Annotated in this window: 19 protein-coding genes; 5 read left to right on the top strand and 14 right to left on the bottom strand. The window is 37.3% G+C overall.

What is annotated here, in order from left to right:
- Positions 1-102 precede the first annotated feature (102 nt).
- The 4 genes from BLP98_RS03140 to argF form a co-directional block, all read right to left on the bottom strand.
- Complete coding sequence (locus tag BLP98_RS03140; RefSeq protein ID WP_074481875.1) at positions 103-837, bottom strand: amino acid ABC transporter ATP-binding protein; 735 nt, start codon at positions 835-837, stop codon at positions 103-105.
- Positions 837-1,523 (bottom strand): amino acid ABC transporter permease, encoded by a 687-nt coding sequence (locus BLP98_RS03135; RefSeq protein ID WP_074481874.1) that lies wholly within the window; start codon positions 1,521-1,523, stop codon positions 837-839. Before BLP98_RS03135 ends, BLP98_RS03140 begins: the two co-directional genes overlap by 1 nt.
- 238 nt (positions 1,524-1,761) lie before the next feature.
- Positions 1,762-1,992, bottom strand: coding sequence for a DUF1797 family protein (locus BLP98_RS03130; RefSeq protein WP_004230761.1), 231 nt, complete (start codon positions 1,990-1,992; stop codon positions 1,762-1,764).
- 117 nt (positions 1,993-2,109) lie between these two features.
- The gene (gene argF / locus BLP98_RS03125; RefSeq protein WP_074481873.1) at positions 2,110-3,090 is read right to left on the bottom strand and encodes an ornithine carbamoyltransferase; all 981 of its coding nucleotides are present in this window, start codon (positions 3,088-3,090) and stop codon (positions 2,110-2,112) included.
- Between the two features lie 173 nt (positions 3,091-3,263).
- On the opposite strand from argF, the gene BLP98_RS03120 reads away from it, so the two are divergent.
- The 5 genes from BLP98_RS03120 (at position 3,264) to BLP98_RS03100 (ending at position 7,476) form a co-directional block, all read left to right on the top strand.
- Complete coding sequence (locus BLP98_RS03120) at positions 3,264-3,461, top strand: helix-turn-helix transcriptional regulator (protein WP_074481872.1); 198 nt, start codon at positions 3,264-3,266, stop codon at positions 3,459-3,461.
- Between the two features lie 29 nt (positions 3,462-3,490).
- Positions 3,491-4,024, top strand: a complete 534-nt coding sequence (locus BLP98_RS03115) for a DUF3278 domain-containing protein (protein ID WP_074481871.1) — start codon at positions 3,491-3,493, stop codon at positions 4,022-4,024.
- Between the two features lie 140 nt (positions 4,025-4,164).
- Entirely contained in the window at positions 4,165-6,456 is a 2,292-nt protein-coding gene (locus tag BLP98_RS03110) for an ATP-dependent Clp protease ATP-binding subunit (protein WP_074481870.1), read from the top strand.
- A 199-nt stretch (positions 6,457-6,655) separates the two neighbouring features.
- Positions 6,656-7,102 (top strand): NUDIX hydrolase, encoded by a 447-nt coding sequence (locus tag BLP98_RS03105; protein ID WP_074481869.1) that lies wholly within the window; start codon positions 6,656-6,658, stop codon positions 7,100-7,102.
- 71 nt (positions 7,103-7,173) lie between these two features.
- Positions 7,174-7,476, top strand: coding sequence for a DUF1827 family protein (locus tag BLP98_RS03100; protein WP_074481868.1), 303 nt, complete (start codon positions 7,174-7,176; stop codon positions 7,474-7,476).
- 89 nt (positions 7,477-7,565) lie between these two features.
- On the opposite strand, the gene ileS is transcribed toward BLP98_RS03100, so the two are convergent.
- The 10 genes from ileS to BLP98_RS03050 all read right to left on the bottom strand — a co-directional run bounded on the left by ileS (position 7,566) and on the right by BLP98_RS03050 (position 18,958).
- Positions 7,566-10,364 carry an isoleucine--tRNA ligase gene (gene ileS, locus BLP98_RS03095; protein WP_074481867.1) on the bottom strand — a complete coding sequence of 933 codons (2,799 nt, stop codon included), beginning with the start codon at positions 10,362-10,364 and terminating at the stop codon, positions 7,566-7,568.
- 327 nt (positions 10,365-10,691) lie between these two features.
- Complete coding sequence (locus tag BLP98_RS03090; RefSeq protein ID WP_074481866.1) at positions 10,692-11,450, bottom strand: DivIVA domain-containing protein; 759 nt, start codon at positions 11,448-11,450, stop codon at positions 10,692-10,694.
- Positions 11,451-11,460: 10 nt separating this feature from the next.
- On the bottom strand, positions 11,461-12,246 hold the full coding sequence (locus BLP98_RS03085) for a YlmH family RNA-binding protein (RefSeq protein ID WP_074481865.1): 786 nt from the start codon (positions 12,244-12,246) through the stop codon (positions 11,461-11,463).
- Positions 12,243-12,500: a YggT family protein gene (locus tag BLP98_RS03080; protein WP_074481864.1), complete on the bottom strand. Its 258-nt coding sequence runs from the start codon at positions 12,498-12,500 to the stop codon at positions 12,243-12,245. Before BLP98_RS03080 ends, BLP98_RS03085 begins: the two co-directional genes overlap by 4 nt.
- Positions 12,501-12,503: 3 nt before the next feature.
- Positions 12,504-13,112: a cell division protein SepF gene (locus tag BLP98_RS03075; RefSeq protein ID WP_074481863.1), complete on the bottom strand. Its 609-nt coding sequence runs from the start codon at positions 13,110-13,112 to the stop codon at positions 12,504-12,506.
- A gap of 12 nt (positions 13,113-13,124) precedes the next feature.
- Complete coding sequence (locus tag BLP98_RS03070; RefSeq protein ID WP_074481862.1) at positions 13,125-13,799, bottom strand: YggS family pyridoxal phosphate-dependent enzyme; 675 nt, start codon at positions 13,797-13,799, stop codon at positions 13,125-13,127.
- Positions 13,799-15,124, bottom strand: coding sequence for a cell division protein FtsZ (gene ftsZ, locus BLP98_RS03065; protein WP_074481861.1), 1,326 nt, complete (start codon positions 15,122-15,124; stop codon positions 13,799-13,801). Before ftsZ ends, BLP98_RS03070 begins: the two co-directional genes overlap by 1 nt.
- A 20-nt stretch (positions 15,125-15,144) precedes the next feature.
- Entirely contained in the window at positions 15,145-16,512 is a 1,368-nt protein-coding gene (gene ftsA / locus BLP98_RS03060) for a cell division protein FtsA (RefSeq protein ID WP_074481860.1), read from the bottom strand.
- A gap of 135 nt (positions 16,513-16,647) precedes the next feature.
- Complete coding sequence (locus BLP98_RS03055; protein ID WP_074481859.1) at positions 16,648-17,880, bottom strand: cell division protein FtsQ/DivIB; 1,233 nt, start codon at positions 17,878-17,880, stop codon at positions 16,648-16,650.
- Complete coding sequence (locus tag BLP98_RS03050; protein ID WP_074481858.1) at positions 17,858-18,958, bottom strand: UDP-N-acetylglucosamine--N-acetylmuramyl-(pentapeptide) pyrophosphoryl-undecaprenol N-acetylglucosamine transferase; 1,101 nt, start codon at positions 18,956-18,958, stop codon at positions 17,858-17,860. Before BLP98_RS03050 ends, BLP98_RS03055 begins: the two co-directional genes overlap by 23 nt.

Below are 18,958 nucleotides of genomic sequence, written 5' to 3'. Positions count from 1 at the left end.
ACAATTCATTCATTTTACACTCATTTTTAAGGGCCTTTAATTTATATTTTTTATAAGCAAAAAACCTCAGCCGAGTTTAAAAACTCAGTTGAGGTTTTTTTACTATAAAACTTTACTTAAGAAATCTTTTGTACGTGCTTCTTTTGTATGTTCAAAAACATCTTCTGGTGAACCTTGCTCAACAATCACACCGCCATCCATAAAGATGACACGATCAGCAACTTCACGCGCAAATCCCATTTCATGAGTTACAATTGCCATTGTCATACCAGATTTTGCTAAATCTTGCATAACACCAAGAACTTCACCAACCATTTCTGGGTCAAGAGCAGATGTCGGTTCATCAAAAAGCAGAACATCTGGATCCATTGCAAGACCGCGTGCAATAGCAATACGCTGTTGTTGACCACCTGAAAGACTTGTCGGATAAGCATCTGCCTTATCACGAAGACCAACTTTATCAAGTAAATCATAAGCTTTAGCTTCTGCTTCAGCCTTAGATACTCCTTTTGTCTTAATTGGTGACAAAGTAATATTTTCAAGGACTGTCATATTTGGGAAAAGGTTAAATTGTTGGAAAACCATTCCCATTTTTTCACGCATTTTGAAAATATCATTTTTCTTATCTGTAATATCGACACCTTCAAAGGTAATTACACCTTTCGTTGGTGTTTCAAGTAAATTCATTGTACGGAGGAAAGTTGATTTTCCTGACCCAGAAGGGCCAATGATAACAACAACTTCTCCAGCTTTAATATCAAGATCAATTCCTTTTAATACTTCATTTTTACCGAAATATTTATGAAGTCCTTTAATTGAAATAAGTGTTTCTGACATTAGTTGCTACCCCCGTTTCCCATACGTTTTTCAAGTCGTTTTACCAAAAATGACATTACTGTTGTTACCATGAGGTAATAGAAAGCAGCAAACAACAATGGTGTGATTGGTAGGTAAGTAGCTGTTACGACTGACTGCGCACCGTTCCACAATTCCATAACACCGATTGTTTGAAGAAGTGAACTATCTTTTATAATTGTGATAAATTCATTACCAAGAGCAGGTAAGATGTTTTTAAGAGCTTGTGGTAAGATAACATAGCGCATAGCATTCACAGGACGAATTCCTAGTGAATAAGCCGCTTCAAGTTGACCTTTTGGCACAGCTTCGATACCTGCACGAACAATTTCAGAAATGTATGCTCCACTGTTTAGTGAAATAATAATGATACCTGGAAGCAAACGTGAGAAATCAAGATCTAGAACACCAAAGCCAACAATCGGTGCATTGCTAAAATGCATCCAAGCAAAGGCAATCATGATTTGAACGACCATCGGAGTCCCACGAAAGACCCAAACATAAAAACTTGCAATCCAATTTAAAATTTTAATATTTGTACGTTTAACTAAAGCAACCAAGATACCAATGATTGTCCCAAAAAAGACAACACAAGCTGAAATCATGATGGTTACAAGGACACCGTAGTTAAAATAAGCCCAATACTTTGGTAAAAATGAAAAATCCATTTGTGTCTCCTATAAGCAATAATCAATTAATTATAACATATGTTGAATAAAAATACCAACCATTCAAGAAGCTGTAAACTAGCGTAAAAGATTGATATAACAACATCTATGACACTTCGCTTAAAAGCAAATAAAAATAAAAAGCCTAGGAATACCTAGACTCTTATCAATTCAAAATAGCAATATAAGAAAGCACAGAAACCACACTTCAAATACTGTGTCTGAATTTTTCTTTATCTTAGTAAAGAAGGTCGTAAATTTCCATTGCGATCAAATCAATGCTGTCAAATGAGTAAGACTCACGTGCTTCAACATCACGCAAAGTGAAAACTGGACCATTTTCAGGGTCATTGCTGAAAGACACTTCTGCCACAACGACACCATCACGTTCAAAATTACGTTTAAGATTGCTACCATCAGTCGTCATTAATTCAAGACGGTTGATAATTCTCACCAAATGTGATTCCATGACTATTCTCCTCTTCGTTTATTGTCTTTACTATTTTAACATAATTTCTACTAAACAAACAACAATGGAGTGCATTTTCTCACATTTATAACAATTTCTCGTCAAAAAAGAACGCCTTTAAATCTCATTAAGAGAATTATACATGATAGCCTTGATAGAATGCATACGGTTTTCTGCTTCTTGGAAGATAACTGAGCTGTATTTTTGGAAGACCTCATCAGTAATTTCAAGTTCAGCTAAACCATATTTCTCATAAATTTCTTGACCAATTTCAGTATTCAAATCATGGAAAGCTGGTAGGCAATGCATGACAATGACATCGGGATTTCCTGTTTTTTCAACCAAATCAGCATTAATTTGGTAAGGTAGCAAAAGATCAATACGTTCTTTAAAATCAACTTTTTCGCCCATTGACACCCAAACATCTGTATACAACATATCAACACCTTTAACAGCATCAAGATCATCCGTAATGGTCAACTCAGCTCCATTATTGTGTTGTTGGGCAATTTCAATGATTTCTTTTTCAGGTTGCAAACTGTTTGGAGCAATAATTTTAACATTAACACCAAGAATAGCTGACGTCACTAGCAAAGAGTTGGCCATGTTGTTACGTCCATCACCGACATAAGCAATAGTAAGGCCTTCAAGTTTTCCAAAGACTTCTTTTAATGTCATAAAGTCAGCAATCATTTGAGTTGGATGCCAAGTATCAGTCAAGCCATTCCAGACAGGCACACCAGAGAATTCTGCCAAAGCTTCCACATCCTCTTGTTTGAAACCACGGTATTCAATACCATCAAACATTGAGCCTAGAACTTTTGCTGTATCAATAACTGATTCTTTTTTGCCAAGTTGAATTTCACTGCTACCAAGATAAGTCACATTCATTCCCAAATCTTGTCCAGCAACTGTAAAAGCAGAACGTGTTCTCGTACTTGTCTTTTCAAAAATAAGGGCGATATTGAGACCTTCTAAATATTTATGAGTTATTTTTTTCTTTTTTAAATCTTTAAATTTCAATCCTAAATCAATTAGATTAACAAGCTCTTCCTTAGTAAAATCAATCTCTTTCAAAAACGAATTATTAAAAACCATACGCTAATCCATCCTTTTCTTCTTGAATAATATACCTAATTCTAGCATAATTATACACTTTGTCAAGCTTATTTTGAATAAAAATAAATTTTATTTCTTATTGTGTCATTTATAATTGACATATCACATATATTTTACTATACTAGCTATTAAAAAATGAATAGGATGGAAAAATGAATCGAGTTAAAGAATTTCGAACAAACTTAGGTCTTTCTCAGCTTGCCCTTGCTAAACAAATTGGAATCGCAAGACAAACCGTGAATTTGATTGAAAATAATAAGTATAATCCTTCACTTGAACTTTGCATCAAACTTGCTGAAGCATTGGGAACTGATCTAAATTCGCTTTTTTGGGAAACTCGCCATCTTTAAACATCAAATGGGAATTAGGAGATTTATTAATGAAAAAAAGTAAAGGTCCATTATGGCCACGAATCATTAAGCGTTTCTACGGTATTAACGGAGAATTGGACGAATACCGTGAACAAGAGGTTAACCGAATTGGAAATAAACTATTTATTTCTTTACTTCTCTTTGAATTTTTGGCAACGTTCTTAGCAATCTTATTCAGCGATAAAGGAACCGTACCTCTTCTGATTTACCTCTACTGCAACGCTTTTGTCATTATTTTTGTCATGCCAATGGTTATGATGACAACGCTGACCAATAGAGACTTACAGGGACCTCTTGAAGTCCCTAGAGATAAGCTTGAGAAAGAGCGTCAAAAAGCTAAGAAAAAAGGATGGCTTAATGGAGTAATTTTTGCTATTTTTATGCTTGTTTTTAACATGTTTAGTAAATGGCAAGAAGGTGAAAATCCTCTTGAAATCTTGTTCAATCCTCTCTTCTTAAGTATCTTCATTTTTTCTGGTTTTATCTTTGGAGCTATTATAGGGTCTATGGCTGCTAGTCAAATTGACCCTGAAAAGGATTAGCACTCATTTAATATGAGTGCTAATTTTTTAATGCTTTTTACTTGATTTCCTAATAGCTAGTGCTATAATGGAAGTATGAAATCTGACTATCTTTGACCTTTAGTCTTTTAGTCAGACATTACGAAAGGAGGGTATTTTATATGCTCTGTCAAAATTGTCATTTAAATGAATCTACCATTCACCTGTATACAAATGTCAATGGGCAGCAAAGACAAATTGATTTGTGCCAAAACTGCTATCAAATCATGAAAACTGACCCAAATAATGCAATCTTAGGAGGATTAGGAGGTAATCCTCAATCTTCTTCTAACCAAACCAACCAATCAACGAATCCTTTTGATGATTTCTTTAACAATCTCAGCGGCTTCCCAGCATTTGGTAGCCAAGGATTTCAAAATACTCCTCCAACACAAGCTGGTGGAGGAAATGGAAATAATGGACGAGGAGGAAATGGAAACAATAATTTCCGTCCTAATGGTCCAGCTCAACAACAAGAACCTAAAGGTTTACTAGAAGAATTTGGAATCAACGTCACTGATATTGCCCGTCGTGGTGATATTGACCCTGTCATCGGACGCGACTCTGAGATTGTACGTGTTATCGAAATTCTTAACCGTCGTACAAAAAATAATCCTGTTCTTATTGGTGAACCTGGTGTTGGTAAAACAGCCGTTGTTGAAGGTTTAGCCCAAAAAATCGTTGACGGAAATGTTCCGCAAAAACTGCAAAATAAACAAGTTATTCGTCTTGACGTTGTCAGCCTTGTTCAAGGCACTGGTATTCGCGGACAATTCGAAGAACGCATGCAAAAACTCATGGAAGAAATCCGTGAACGTAAAGATGTTATCCTCTTCATCGATGAAATCCATGAAATCGTTGGTGCTGGTAACGCCGGAGATGGCAACATGGATGCCGGTAACATTTTGAAACCAGCTCTTGCTCGTGGAGAACTTCAATTAGTCGGTGCTACTACTCTTAATGAATACCGTATCATCGAAAAAGATGCTGCACTTGAACGTCGTATGCAACCCGTTAAAGTTGACGAACCAAGCGTAGAAGAAACAATCACTATTCTTCGTGGTATTCAAAAGAAATATGAAGATTACCACCATGTCAAATACAGCGACGATGCTATCGAAGCTGCAGCTAATCTGTCAAATCGCTACATTCAAGACCGCTTCCTTCCAGATAAAGCCATTGACTTGCTAGATGAAGCAGGTTCTAAAATGAACTTAACATTGAACTTTGTTGATCCAAAAGAAATTGACAAACGTTTAGTTCAAGCTGAAAATCTAAAAACTCAAGCCACTCGTGAAGAAGATTACGAACGCGCAGCTTATTTCCGTGATCAAATCGCTAAATACAAGGAAATGCAAAAACAAACCATCAACGAAGATGACATTCCAGTGATTACTGAAAAAACCATAGAAGCTATCGTTGAAGAAAAAACAAATATCCCAGTTGGTGATTTGAAAGAAAAAGAACAATCACAATTAATTCACCTTGCTGATGACTTGAAAGAACACGTTATTGGTCAAGATGAAGCTGTCGATAAGATTGCTAAAGCTATCCGTCGTAACCGTGTTGGTCTTGGTACACCAAACCGTCCAATTGGTTCTTTCCTATTTGTCGGTCCTACTGGTGTCGGTAAAACAGAATTGTCTAAACAACTTGCTATTGAACTTTTCGGCTCAGCAGATAGCATGATTCGCTTTGACATGTCTGAATACATGGAAAAACATGCCGTTGCTAAACTTGTCGGAGCCCCTCCAGGATATGTTGGTTACGAAGAAGCTGGTCAATTGACTGAAAAAGTTCGCCGTAATCCATACTCACTAATCCTTCTTGATGAAGTTGAAAAAGCACACCCAGATGTTATGCACATGTTCTTACAAGTTCTTGATGATGGGCGTTTAACCGACGGTCAAGGACGTACCGTAAGCTTTAAAGATACTATTATCATCATGACATCTAATGCTGGTACTGGTAAAACAGAAGCTTCAGTTGGTTTTGGTGCTGCACGCGAAGGACGTACTAATTCTGTCCTTGGACAACTTGGTGACTTCTTCAGTCCTGAATTCATGAACCGTTTTGATGGTATTATTGAATTCAAAGCATTGAGTAAAGACAACCTTCTTCATATCGTTAACCTCATGCTTGACGATGTCAATAATCGTTTAGCAACTAACGACATTCATCTTGAAGTAACAGATAAAGTTAAAGAAAAACTTGTCGATCTCGGTTACGATCCTAAAATGGGAGCTCGTCCATTGCGTCGTACCATCCAAGATCATATCGAAGATGCTATCACAGACTTCTATCTTGAACACCCAACTGAAAAAGACTTGAAGGCTGTAATGACAAGTAACGGTAAGATTGTCATCAAATCAGCTAAAAAAGTTGAAAAAGAAGAAGCTGTCTCAGCGGAATAATAATCATTAAGCCTAGAAGCCATATCCTTCTAGGCTTTTTAAGTCATCCAATCATCAAAATCAAAATATTCCGACAATTTTCTAGCAAAAGACCAATTTTTTTAGTATAATAACAGCAATAGCCACTCTTACGAATCTATTTTTAGAGATTAAAATAGTTATCTCCATTCTATCTAACACGTATTTACAGGAGAATATTATGTCAAATCCAACTTTTGGTGAAAAACTTGATAACGTTGACTACAAAGCACGCTACGGAGTGTATGCCATCATTCCAAATGCAACTAAAGACCAAATCATTTTAGTTCAAGCCCCTAACGGCTCTTGGTTCCTACCAGGTGGAGAAATCGAGGCAGGTGAGGATCATTTTTCAGCTTTAAAACGAGAATTAATTGAAGAACTAGGCTTCTCTGCTGAACTAGGTTATTATTACGGACAAGCTGATGAGTACTTCTACTCACGCCACCGTGATACTTATTTTTATAATCCAGCTTACATTTATGAAGTAACTCATTTTGAAAAACTTGGTGACCCACTTGAAGATTTTAACAATTTAGCATGGTTTTCAATCGATGATGCTATTGTAAAATTAAAACGAGGCAGCCATAAATGGGGCGTTGATGCTTGGAAAAAAAATCATCATTAAAATTTCATATTCTAAGTTTTTCACCTAAAATAGTGTTATAATAATGGTAGAAAGTTCATAGGAGGAAATTTATGAGGTTAATCAACACAACAAGTAGTCATTCCGAGCTAGTCCGTAACCAGCTTCGTAACACGGACGCTAAACTCGTTGAGACCTACTCTGCAGGAAATACCGATGTTGTTTTCACACAAGCACCAAGTCACTACGAGCTGTTGATTTCAAACAAGTATCGTGCTATTAAAGACAGTGAAATTGAAGTCATTCGAGAATTTTTCCTCAAACGCAAAATTGACAAGTCAACCGTTCAATTAGATCAATTAAAAACACTACATACTGCTAATCTAATTGAAATTTCCTTCCCAACAGCTCTTTAATCAGGTTTTCGTAACCTGATTTTTTATTTTCTTTACATACAAAAAACGAACTCAATATGAGTTCGTTTTTTATCATGCAAATTATGATATTATTTTGCTTTAACTTCAAAACCTTCTGCAACTGCTTCTGGGAAGTTTGCTTCAACGATTTCAGCACAGTGATCACAAATTGTAACACCGTATGAACGTTCTTTAGCTGTTGGATCAACACGACGGCAACGATCACAAACTTGTCCTTCAGCATGCGCTACTGTAAAGGCTACACCATCAAAGGCAACTGCATCAGCTGGTGCTGCTTCATCAGTAATAGTTAATTGTGATACAATCAACAATTGAGCAATATCGCTGTCAAGCGCTGTTAGAAGAGTTTTCACTTCTTCACCTGCGTAAATTGTCAAGTGAGCTTCCAATGATTTACCGATAACTTTAGCATTACGAGCTTCTTCCAATGCTTTTTGAGCTTGGTTACGAAGTGTCATGAAGGCATCCCATTCTTCAAGAATATTGTCTTGACCTTCAAAGACTTCAGCATCTGGTAATTCAGACAATTGAACAAATTCTTCTGGTTCAAATTCAAGGTATGACCAGATTTCTTCAGCTGTGTGTGGAAGAATTGGAGTCAACAATTTAGTGATTTTAACCAAGATATCGTAGAAGACTGTTTGCATTTGACGGCGAGCAATATTGTCTGCTGCTTCGATGTAGACAACATCTTTGGCAAAATCAAGATAGAAGGCTGACAAATCAACTGTGATGAAGTTAACAACTGCTTTGTAGATAGCCATGAAATCATAGTCTTCATAAGCTTTACGAATTGTTGCTACCAATTGGTTGAATTTAACAGTCATGTATTTATCAACTGAACGCAAATCTTCATAAGCAACAGCATCTTTATTTGGATTGAAATCAGTTGTGTTAGCAATCAAGAAACGAAGTGTGTTACGGATTTTACGGTAAGTTTCTGAAACTTGACCAAGAATTTCCATAGAAACACGAACGTCAGCGTCAGTATCCACTGAAGCTACCCACAAACGAAGGATTTCAGCACCGTATTGTTTAGCAACGTCGTTTGGTGAAATGATGTTACCTTTTGATTTAGACATTTTTTCACCTTTACCATCAAGAACGAATCCTTGAGAAAGCACTGCTTTGTAAGGAGCATGTCCGTTAACGGCAACTGAGGTGATTAATGATGAGTTGAACCAACCACGGTATTGGTCAGAACCTTCAAGGTAAAGATCAGCTGGGTATTCCAAACCTTCACGAGCATTCATAACGCCATTCCATGAAGAACCTGAATCGAACCATACGTCCATGATATCAGTTTCTTTAGTGAATTCACCGTTTGGTGAACCTGGGTGAGTAAATCCTTCTGGAAGAAGGTCTTTAGCATCGCGTTCCCACCACACGATTGAACCAAATTCTTCGAACAAATCAGCAACGTGATCAGTAACTTCTTTAGTCATGATAGCAGTACCATCTTCAGCATAGAAAATTGGAAGTGGCACACCCCATGCACGTTGACGTGAGATAACCCAGTCACCACGGTCACGAATCATGTTGTAAAGACGAGTGCGACCCCATTCTGGATAGAATGTTGTGCGGTCAATTTCATCAAGAATATCTTGACGGAATTTAGAAACTGATGCAAACCATTGTGGTACTGCACGCCAGATGATTGGTTTCTTAGTACGCCAGTCAAATGGGTATGAGTGAGTGATTACTTCGCTAGCAAGCAAAAGATCACCAAGTTTTTCTTTAACAGTTGGAACAACTTTATCATAGAATTGACCTTGGAATTCAGGGCCAGCATTTTCCATCATGATACCGCGTTCGTCAACAGTAACGGCAACTTCAAGATTGTATTTAATACCAACGTTGTAGTCATCTTCACCAAAACCAGGGGCAGTGTGGACAACACCAGTACCTGAATCAAGTGTAACGTGATCACCCAAGATAACAAGTTCATCTACTTCTGTATCCCATGGGTGTTCTGTAACGATGTATTCAAGTTCAGTACCTTTGTGTTTGGCTACTACTTCAAATGATTCCCAACCGAATTTTTCAGCAAGGCTATCAAGAAGTGCTTCAGCAACCACAAATTTACGATCATCGTTAGCAGGTTTAACAACAACATAATCCATATCAGGACCAACAGTCAAACCACGTGAAGCTGTTACTGTAAATGGAGTTGTTGTCCAAACAACGATGTATGTATCAGTATCAAGTACACCTTTACCATCTTTAACTTTGTTAGCATAGTAAAGTGATGTTGAATCAATATCGTGATATTCAATTTCTGCTTCGGCAAGGGCAGATTCAGATGACCATGACCAGTAGACAGGTTTTGCACCACGGTAGATGTATCCTTTATCAGCCATTGCACCAAATACACGAATTTGTGCCGCTTCATATGCAGGGATAAGTGTTACATATGGATTTTCCCAATCCGCAGATACACCAAGACGTTTGAAATCTTCACGTTGTTTATCTACTTGACTAAGAGCGTATTCACGACACATTTCAAGGTATTCAGTCAAAGGAATTTCTTTACGTTTTACACCTTTTTTAGCCAATACTTGTTCAATTGGAAGTCCATGTGTATCCCAACCAGGAACATAAGGAGCACGGAAACCAGACATTGATTTTGAACGCACAATAATGTCTTTAGAAATTTTGTTCATGGCGTGACCAACGTGGATATTACCATTGGCATATGGAGGTCCATCGTGGAGATTGAATGAAGGTTTGCCTTCGTTTAATTGTTGACGTTTAGCATAGATGTCTGCTTCTTCCCATTCTTTTTGCCATTTAGGCTCTTTGTTTGGGAGTCCAGCACGCATTGGAAAAGCAGTTTTTCCAAGATTAAGCGTTTCTTTTAATTTCATGACTACTCCTTATAGTAAATAATATTCAACTGCCTATGACTAATCATCATGGACAGAAAAATGACAAATTTCAAGCGGTAAAACAAAACGAGCTTTCGCCTCAGTAAGGACGAAAGCTCGTGGTACCACCTTAGTTTAGAAATTTAGCTACACTAAATAATAGGGTAGAAATCTAAATTTCCCTCTGTAACCCGTAAGGTGAGTTTATCCCTTTTATCCTACTTTGTTCAGATAAAATTTTAGAAAAGGATAACTGATATCCCAGTGATTGCCGGCCTCGCACCATCGCCCGCTCGCTGTAAATATAGCATATCAATCGCGTTTTTCTTATTCTTCAATATTTAGTTTAAATGTTTGTGTTTCATTAAGATTGATGTCATCAGCATCATCAATAACAGGAAGTTTTTGAGTTTCTTCAAGGTGTTTGTTTCCTGCTTCAACACGACGTTGCAATTCTTCCATTTCTTCTGGAGTGAATTGACGTGTAGCATCCATTGACATTTCGTCATCAGTTTCAGGCATTTCTTCTTCCAAAACTTTTTCAACGACTTCACGGAAAGCTGCATCAGAATTTTGAAGGTAAACAGCAGTTGGTTGCAACAATTCTGTCCATTCTGGTGAATTTGTCAAACCAAGTTGGCCTTCGATAGCAGCAACCAAACGTTGATGGAAGACACGTGTTTGACGTTTCAAATCTTCAGTTTCAACAGCAACACGTTTTGCTTCATCTGTAGCATCACGCAAAATTTGATTTGCTTTAGATTTAGCTTCATCAATAAGATGTTGCGCATCGTAGTTTGCTTTGCTAACAAGGTTAGCAGCTTCATCATTAGCTGAAGTTTTAACTTTTTCAGCAGTTTCTTGAGCAAGGATAACAGATTGACTCAATGATTCTTTCATTTCATCGAAGTAAGCAAGCTTATCTTCCAAATCTTTGATTCTGTTTTCTTGTTCATGGTTACGACGAACCAAGTCTTCGTAGTCATCTACAACGATATCAAGAAATTCATTAACTTCTTCTTCGTCATATCCACGAAATTTTAATTTAAATGTTTTATCTTTAATATCAAGTGCTGTAAGTGCCATTGATTTCTCCTTATTTGTGTATCATCTTATCTACGGTCAATTTATATTTTCCATTCTTGGTAAGCCCATTCTCACTTAGAATTGAAAAACGACCAAATCCTCTAACACTAATCAAATCTCCAATTTGAAGCATTTCTGAAGGTCTATCAAGTGTTTGATAATTAAGTTTTACCTTCTCAGCGTTAATAAGCTGAATCGCTTGACTTCGCGAAAGCTTCAAAACTGTTGCTAGAACTTTATCCAAACGCATACTTGAAACCATAATATCTAGTTGATGTGATTCTTTTTCACCAGCAATCAAATTATCAAGTGAAATTTCTTTTAAACTTACACTTGCCTTTGCGATTTTAGTCACATTAGCTCTAAAATAATCAACCATATTTTTAGTAACTAAGAGCTGTGCATAGCCTGGTTCAACTAAAATATCTCCAATAATCGTTCGCTTAACTCCAAGCTTATTAAGTAAAGTTCCCATTATTTGAACATGAGTCAATTGATTAAATTTTGAATTGTAATTCACTTCTAGCAGTGCTAATTCAAAATCTTCCAAATTCAACTCATAGTATTCAGGGGCAACTAGTATACGTGCGTACTCTGCAGGATAATAATCACTGGACACAAAGTATCGCAAACCTCGATTTCCAAAAACACTTTTAGCAATGTCAACTTGTCGAGGATTTAGAAAATCTGTTAATGAATAAGCGTATGTCTCTTCTACCCTCTGAGCGATATCGTCCATTTTTTCAATGAATTCATACTCGTCTGGTCGAAAATGTTGATAAATTCCTTTTTTCATCGAATTAATAACATGATAAGAAAGCGACTCAATAGATTTAAGGCTATAACCACGGCCCAAATCGTAAAGTCCAATCCCATAAATTGAAGATTTAAACGTTGGAAAGGTTTAATGACTGGCTCAACGACTTGAACCAGCAAACGACCTAAACCCGTGTTGTACGCGCCTGGAAACCATGATAGGAGCGCATACGCAATTAGCAGATAAGAGTAAAATTGAATGGTTTTTAATAGTACAATTAATACAAAAATCATATATTAGCGTCTCTTCATGTCAAAGTCGAATCCGACATCTTGTCCCCCATTTGGGATTGGAAGTTCTTCGAGATTAACGATGACATTTGATGGTGTCAACAAATACATTGAACTACCAACTTTTTGAAGACTTCCATAAAGAACTTTACTTGCACCATCAATAAAATCAAGACAACGACGTGCTTGTGCATCAAGCATATATTGGAAATCAATCAAAACACATTCGTTAACAATCAACAAATCAACAATTTCTTGAGCATCCTCATATTTGCGTGGATATTTCAAAGCAATAGTTGTTGTTGTTTGATTGTTACGAACTTGCAATTGTTCTTCACGACGTTGATTCAATGAGTGAACGTGCGGATTCTCATCAACTGCACGTCTTTGTTGAGGCTGCACACGTTGGCGAACTGCTCCACCAGCTTGAACTTGCTGAGCACGTGCAGATGCATACGGCTGCTCTGCTCGTCTAGGTGCTTGCTGTGGCTTTGCCTCAACTTGCTGTTGAATACGAGGCTGTTGAACCTCTTCTTCAACAGTTTCTTCAACATCACTTACCTCATCAGTATCGAAATAAGAGATTAGTTTGTCAAATTTATCTTTAAAAGCCATGTTTTTCTCCCGTTATTTAAAGAATGATGAACCAATTCTGACAAAAGTTGCCCCATTGCGAATAGCAATTGGGAAATCACCACTCATCCCCATACTTAATTCTGTAAAAGGCATATGAGGTAATTGTCGTGCATGCAATTCTTGTCTAAGCTGATCGGCTTTTCCAAAAATGTCATCAATTTCACCTTCAGAGGCATTCTTAGGCGCCATCGTCATCAATCCTACAATTTCCACTTTATCAAAGTCAGAGATTTCAGCTAAAGCTTCATCAATTTCTGAAACTTTAAAGCCATGTTTGCTCTCTTCTTCGGAAATATTAATCTGTAGGAAGCATTTAATGGGATGCTCTGCTCTTTTCTGGATTTCAGCAGCTAATTTAACAGAATCTAAAGCGTGAAAGTAATCAACATAATTAATTACATTTTTTACTTTACGACGCTGAAGTGTACCAATCAGGTGCCATGTTAAATTTCTATCTTTTAACGCTTCATACTTATCCAGAAACATATCGACCCTATTTTCACCAATATGTTCAATACCTGTGTCAATAAGACGAGCAGCAACACCACTATCAACATACTTCGTCACAGCAATAATTTTGACACTTTCTTGTGAACGATTGGCTGCTTTTGTTGCTTGCGCAACCTGTTCAAAAACAAGGTCTTTATTTTTTTGAAAATCGGTCATTAACGATTTTTAAAGAATGGTGGTGTTTCAAGTTCATCGTCAGCATCTTCGTTTGCTGTAAATGTTGACATAGTTAATTTACTATCTAACTCACCTTCAGTTGGACGTGCAATGTTATCGCGACGAAGATCCCAATTTCCAAATGAATTATCTTTTTGTTGTGATTGGTTAGCTGTTGGTTGTTGCGGAGCTGGCATTGTATGATTTTCGCTCATATCATAGTCAAAGTTTGAACGACGTTCAAATGTAGTTTGACTTGGTTGTTGAGCACGTTCTGAAGCATATTGTGCACCAGCTGCTTGTTGGGCATTGTTTTTAGCAAATGAACGAGTTGGTTGTGTACGGAAACCAGCTGCTTGTTCAGCACGATCTTGATGAACACCTGTAGCAACTACAGTAACACGGATTTCATCTTTCATTGTGTCATCAATTGATGTACCAAGCCAAATGTTAACGCCTTTACCAGCTGCTTGGCTGATGATTTCAGAAGCTTCTTCTGCTTCAGTAAGAGTCATATCAAGACCACCAGTTACGTTAACGATAACATCTTCAGCACCATCGATTGTTGTTTCAAGAAGTGGAGAGAAGATTGCTTTACGAGCAGCTTCAGTAATACGTTCTTCACCAGAACCAATACCGATACCCATAAGAGCGTTACCTTTGTTAGCCATAACTGTTTTAACATCGGCAAAGTCAAGGTTGATAAGACCTGGATTTGTAATCAAGTCAGTGATACCTTGAACACCTTGGCGAAGAACGTTATCTGCTTCGCTAAGAGCTTCAAGAAGTGGAGTTTTCTTATCAACGATTTCAAGAAGGTTGTTATTTGAGATGATAAGCAAAGTATCAACTTGTTCACGAAGTTCTTGAATACCTTCTGCTGCAAAGTTTCCACGTTTGTTACCTTCAAAACCGAATGGACGTGTTACAACTGCAACTGTAAGAGCTCCAAGGCTTTTTGCGATACGTGCGATAACTGGTGCAGCACCTGTACCAGATCCACCACCCATACCTGCAGTGATGAAGACCATATCAGCTCCTGTAAGAGCTTCAGTCAATACTTCTTCGCTTTCTTCAGCAGCTTTACGACCAACCTCAGGTTGTCCTCCAGCACCGAGTCCACGAGTCAATTTAGGGCCTAACTGAATAACAGTTTCAGCTTTTGAAGAGCTCAATGCTTGGATATCAGTGTTTGCTGCGATAAACTCAACACCAGCAACACCTTCATCAATCATACGGTTGATGGCGTTACCTCCGCCACCACCGACACCAATAACTTTAATAACTGCACCTTGTACTGATGCTGTGTCAAATGAAAATGCCATTTTTATTCCTCACTTATTGTTTAGTCAAACATACTTCCGAAAATACCACGGACACGTTCACTGAATTTTGATTTTGGTTCTTCGTGTCTTTGTACAGGTTGAACCGGAGCAGGTTGTGGTACCATGTTTTCGTTAACAGATACAGCTGGTTCATTGTTATACATTACTCGTGGTTGTACTTGTGGTTGTGGTTCGAAATCAACTGGTTTGCGACGAAGTAATTCTTCACCAGAAACCGCGCGTTGAGCAATAACATCAACTTCGCTCATTGTACCAACGTATTCAACTAAGCTAATAACGTTAGCAAACATTGGGTTACGGATACCAACTTGATTTGGAACATGTAGTTTGACAGTTGTTCCAAAGATTTCTTGAGCAACTTCAACCACACCTGGCATGATTGCTCCACCACCAACAAGGATAATTCCTCCAGGTAGATCAAGTAGACGTCCACGTTCCAAATCTTGTTTAACACGATCTAGAATGTGACGAACACGTGCAGAAATGATTTCTGACAAGTAGCGCTCACTAACTGAAATAGGTGACTCGCTACCAACAACATCAACTTGAACTGTTTCTGAAAGGCTTGCTTCTTCTAAGTTTGCTTGACCAAAGTTAAATTTAAGGGCTTCAGCAATTTCCATAGAAGTTTTCAAGACTTTTGAAATGTCTTTAGTGACATATTCGCCACCTTCTGGGTAGATGTTTGTATATTGTAATTCTTGTGCTCGCATAGAAGCAACGGTTGTTTGACCGCCACCCATATCAATCACAGTAGCACCAAATTCACGTTCACCTTCGTTAAGTACTGATTTTGCCAAAGCAAGTGGTGAAATAATAACATTTTCAACACTGATTCCAGCACGTTCTACCGTTTTACGAAGGTTATGAAGAATTGTTGTTGGTCCAGTATAAATCAAGCCACGCATTTCCAAACGAATCCCCATCATACCGCGTGGATCACGAATGCCTTGGAAACCATCAACAATGAATTCTTCTGGAATCAAAGAGATTACTTCTCGTTCCGGAGTAATGCTCTTTGTTAATGCTGATTTAACGACGCTATCAACATCTTCATCTTTAATTTCTTTTGATTCACTAGGAACCGGAATCATACCTTGAGTCGGTTCAATTTGAAGCAAGTTTGCAGGAAGACCAACATTAATCTTATCAATTGTCATTCCAGCTTTCTCTTCTGCTTGTTCAACCGCTGTTTTGATTGCTTCTGCAGCTGCTTCAATATCTATAATAATACCGTCTTTTACTCCCGTACTGGGAACGTTACTCACACCAATCACGTTCATTTCGCCAGAAACAAATTCTGCTACTAGAACTTTAATCGAGCTTGTTCCTATATCCAATCCTGTAAAAAAGCCATTTCTAGCCATTCACTCGACCTCACTATCTTTCCAATCATTTACTATTCTAAAATCTGCATAAAATCAGAATTATTCAGAAAATATTATATCATAAAAAAACGTAAAATGTTATCATTTTACGTTTTTTGTTATATAAACTTAATTTTATTGTTGAGCTGCTTGTTCAGCTGCTTGATTGTTATCTGCCTGCTCTTCGTTACTTGCTTCAGAGGATTGATTTTCACCGCTTTCAGCCTCGGTTGACTCAGTTGCTGTCACATCCTCAGTTGATTCCGTTTGAGAGGCTTGTTCTTCATCAGTTTTAGCATCCGATTCTGATTTATTTTCATTTTTAGCTTTTTCTTTGTCTGCTGCAACAGATGCTTCAATAGACTCAGAAGTTGCATAAATTCCGACTTCCATATCGACGATACTATTTTCAGGTAAACTATCCTTAATTTTTAAATAATAAGGCAATTTTTTAGTCAGTTCAGACAGAGGAACACGAATGACATTTCCGTCATGCATCTCCAATTTCAGCAAGTCTGATGTTGTCGCAGAATCAGCTGAACTAACAATTTGAATTTGATTAACCAAATCTTTGTCCAACTTTGAAAAAGCTTTGACTAGTTTTTGAATATCTTTTTCTGATGATAGATTAATCGTTAGGAAACTATCTGGTAATTCAGAAGCCCCTACAAGACCGATTCGTGTCCCATTTTCAAGGATTGGTTGGTAACCATCGTCGGTCTGAGCATAGGCAATAATATTATACTCTTTGACATCTATGTTTAGCTTATTTGGAAAACGATAAGCAAAACTAGCACTTTTCACCATTTTATTTTTAGTGATAATATTCTTTTCATAAGCCGAATGGTGGAAAATCAATGAGAAGAGGTAATTAGATGGTTTGATTCCTGAGTCTTTAATGACTTCTTCTTGACTGATAGTAGACGCCCCTGTAACAGTAATGATTTTCTTTTTACTAAACGGCGTTACCAAAAAAATTGATACCAACAAAAGCACGGCTGAAGTGATGATAACTGGTAGCGCATGATGAATCGCTTTTTGAAGAGGTGTTTTCTCTTTTTTGGCTTCCAGTTTTTGTAATTTTTTAGCCTCTTTGGCTTTTCTAGCTTCTTCTTTTTTAGCTTCTTTAGCCTTTTTCTTTTCTTCTGCAGTCAAAGCTTTTTCTTCGACTTTTTCAGCTTTGGTATCAGTATCTATTGCTTTCGGCTTGCGCTCTAAGCGTAATTTTTCTTGGCGTTTTTTCTTTTCCGCTTTTTCAGCTTCTTTTTTCTTTAGAAACTCAATATTACGTTTTTGCCATTCCGTCAAAGCTGATTTTTTTTCTGATTTAGCTTTTTGACTTTTTTTAGGCTCTTTCTTTTTTGTCATTTAAATTCCTTTTTGCAGTCTTAGAAATATCTTGCTTAAGCAGATCATAAAACTCTTCTTGTGACTTGATTTCAGTGGAATTTTTCATTTGTGTGTGATAGCTATTTTCTTGTTCAAAAAGTTGTGTTAACTCTTCTTCTAAGTTTGAAAATGTTAGCTTGTCTTCAGAAAGTTGGCGAGCATAGCCTTTTTTCTCAAAATAAGCAGCATTTTCCAGTTGGTCTCCTCGACTAGCTTCTTTTCCAAGAGGCACAATCAAGTGTAATTTATTCATGGCAACCAACTCAAAAATAGTATTTGAACCACCGCGTGTCACAACAGCATCTGCCATGTCCATCAAAGGCTGATAAAGGTCTGTGACATAATCAACTCGATAGAGATTTTGACTCAATCCGTTTAAACTTTTATCTCCTGAAATATTGATAACATTGTAGTGTTCAACCAATTCAGGGGTATTTGTAATAAAGTCATTAAAAACACGTGCCCCCGCAGAACCACCGATGAAAAGAAGTGTTTTCAAGTCAGGGTTAAAGTGTTTTTTAATATCTTCAATTTTGCTTTCATCATAAGCAACTTTACTACCAACTTTTGTAATCGCACCAACATGTTTTGCTTTCACCAAGCCTTCAGCTTGTTCAAATGTTGTGTACATTGTAGTCGCAAATTTATAAGCGATTTTATTAGCAAGTCCCATTGATAAGTCAGATTCATGAACAAAAACAGGAACACCTAGTGTTTTTGCCGCAATAACTGGTGGGACTGATACAAAGCCACCTTTTGAGAAAAGGGCTTGTGGACGAATTTTAGCAATAATAGCAATTGATTGAAGAATACCAAATGAAACTTTAAACACATCAAGCATATTTTGCCATGAGAAATAACGTCTTAGTTTTCCTGTTGCAATAGAATGGAAAGTGACATCTAAACCTGATTTCTCAATTTGTTCATGCTCGATTCCGTGTTTATCACCGATATAGTGAACTTCCCAACCATCTTTGATGAATTTCGGGATAAGAATCAAATTCAAAGTAACATGACCTACGGTACCACCACCGGTAAAGACAATTTTCTTAGCCAT

This window comes from Streptococcus equinus, from assembly GCF_900104225.1.
Lineage (GTDB): Bacteria > Bacillota > Bacilli > Lactobacillales > Streptococcaceae > Streptococcus > Streptococcus equinus_D.
This window is presented reverse-complemented; position numbering and strand designations above follow the sequence as displayed.

What these genes read in the sequence shown, in the direction of transcription:
- BLP98_RS03055 (WP_074481859.1), bottom strand. Translation starts at nt 17,880, where the DNA reads ATGACAAAAAAGAAAGAGCCTAAAAAAAGTCAAAAAGCTAAATCAGAA.
- BLP98_RS03120 (WP_074481872.1), top strand. Translation starts at nt 3,264, where the DNA reads ATGAATCGAGTTAAAGAATTTCGAACAAACTTAGGTCTTTCTCAGCTT.
- BLP98_RS03090 (WP_074481866.1), bottom strand. Translation starts at nt 11,450, where the DNA reads ATGGCACTTACAGCACTTGATATTAAAGATAAAACATTTAAATTAAAA.
- BLP98_RS03130 (WP_004230761.1), bottom strand. Translation starts at nt 1,992, where the DNA reads ATGGAATCACATTTGGTGAGAATTATCAACCGTCTTGAATTAATGACG.
- BLP98_RS03075 (WP_074481863.1), bottom strand. Translation starts at nt 13,112, where the DNA reads ATGGCTTTTAAAGATAAATTTGACAAACTAATCTCTTATTTCGATACT.
- BLP98_RS03115 (WP_074481871.1), top strand. Translation starts at nt 3,491, where the DNA reads ATGAAAAAAAGTAAAGGTCCATTATGGCCACGAATCATTAAGCGTTTC.
- ileS (WP_074481867.1), bottom strand. Translation starts at nt 10,364, where the DNA reads ATGAAATTAAAAGAAACGCTTAATCTTGGAAAAACTGCTTTTCCAATG.
- BLP98_RS03050 (WP_074481858.1), bottom strand. Translation starts at nt 18,958, where the DNA reads ATGGCTAAGAAAATTGTCTTTACCGGTGGTGGTACCGTAGGTCATGTT.
- BLP98_RS03100 (WP_074481868.1), top strand. Translation starts at nt 7,174, where the DNA reads ATGAGGTTAATCAACACAACAAGTAGTCATTCCGAGCTAGTCCGTAAC.
- BLP98_RS03110 (WP_074481870.1), top strand. Translation starts at nt 4,165, where the DNA reads ATGCTCTGTCAAAATTGTCATTTAAATGAATCTACCATTCACCTGTAT.
- BLP98_RS03085 (WP_074481865.1), bottom strand. Translation starts at nt 12,246, where the DNA reads ATGAAAAAAGGAATTTATCAACATTTTCGACCAGACGAGTATGAATTC.
- BLP98_RS03105 (WP_074481869.1), top strand. Translation starts at nt 6,656, where the DNA reads ATGTCAAATCCAACTTTTGGTGAAAAACTTGATAACGTTGACTACAAA.
- BLP98_RS03080 (WP_074481864.1), bottom strand. Translation starts at nt 12,500, where the DNA reads ATGATTTTTGTATTAATTGTACTATTAAAAACCATTCAATTTTACTCT.
- ftsZ (WP_074481861.1), bottom strand. Translation starts at nt 15,124, where the DNA reads ATGGCATTTTCATTTGACACAGCATCAGTACAAGGTGCAGTTATTAAA.
- BLP98_RS03135 (WP_074481874.1), bottom strand. Translation starts at nt 1,523, where the DNA reads ATGGATTTTTCATTTTTACCAAAGTATTGGGCTTATTTTAACTACGGT.
- BLP98_RS03140 (WP_074481875.1), bottom strand. Translation starts at nt 837, where the DNA reads ATGTCAGAAACACTTATTTCAATTAAAGGACTTCATAAATATTTCGGT.
- argF (WP_074481873.1), bottom strand. Translation starts at nt 3,090, where the DNA reads ATGGTTTTTAATAATTCGTTTTTGAAAGAGATTGATTTTACTAAGGAA.
- BLP98_RS03070 (WP_074481862.1), bottom strand. Translation starts at nt 13,799, where the DNA reads ATGACCGATTTTCAAAAAAATAAAGACCTTGTTTTTGAACAGGTTGCG.
- ftsA (WP_074481860.1), bottom strand. Translation starts at nt 16,512, where the DNA reads ATGGCTAGAAATGGCTTTTTTACAGGATTGGATATAGGAACAAGCTCG.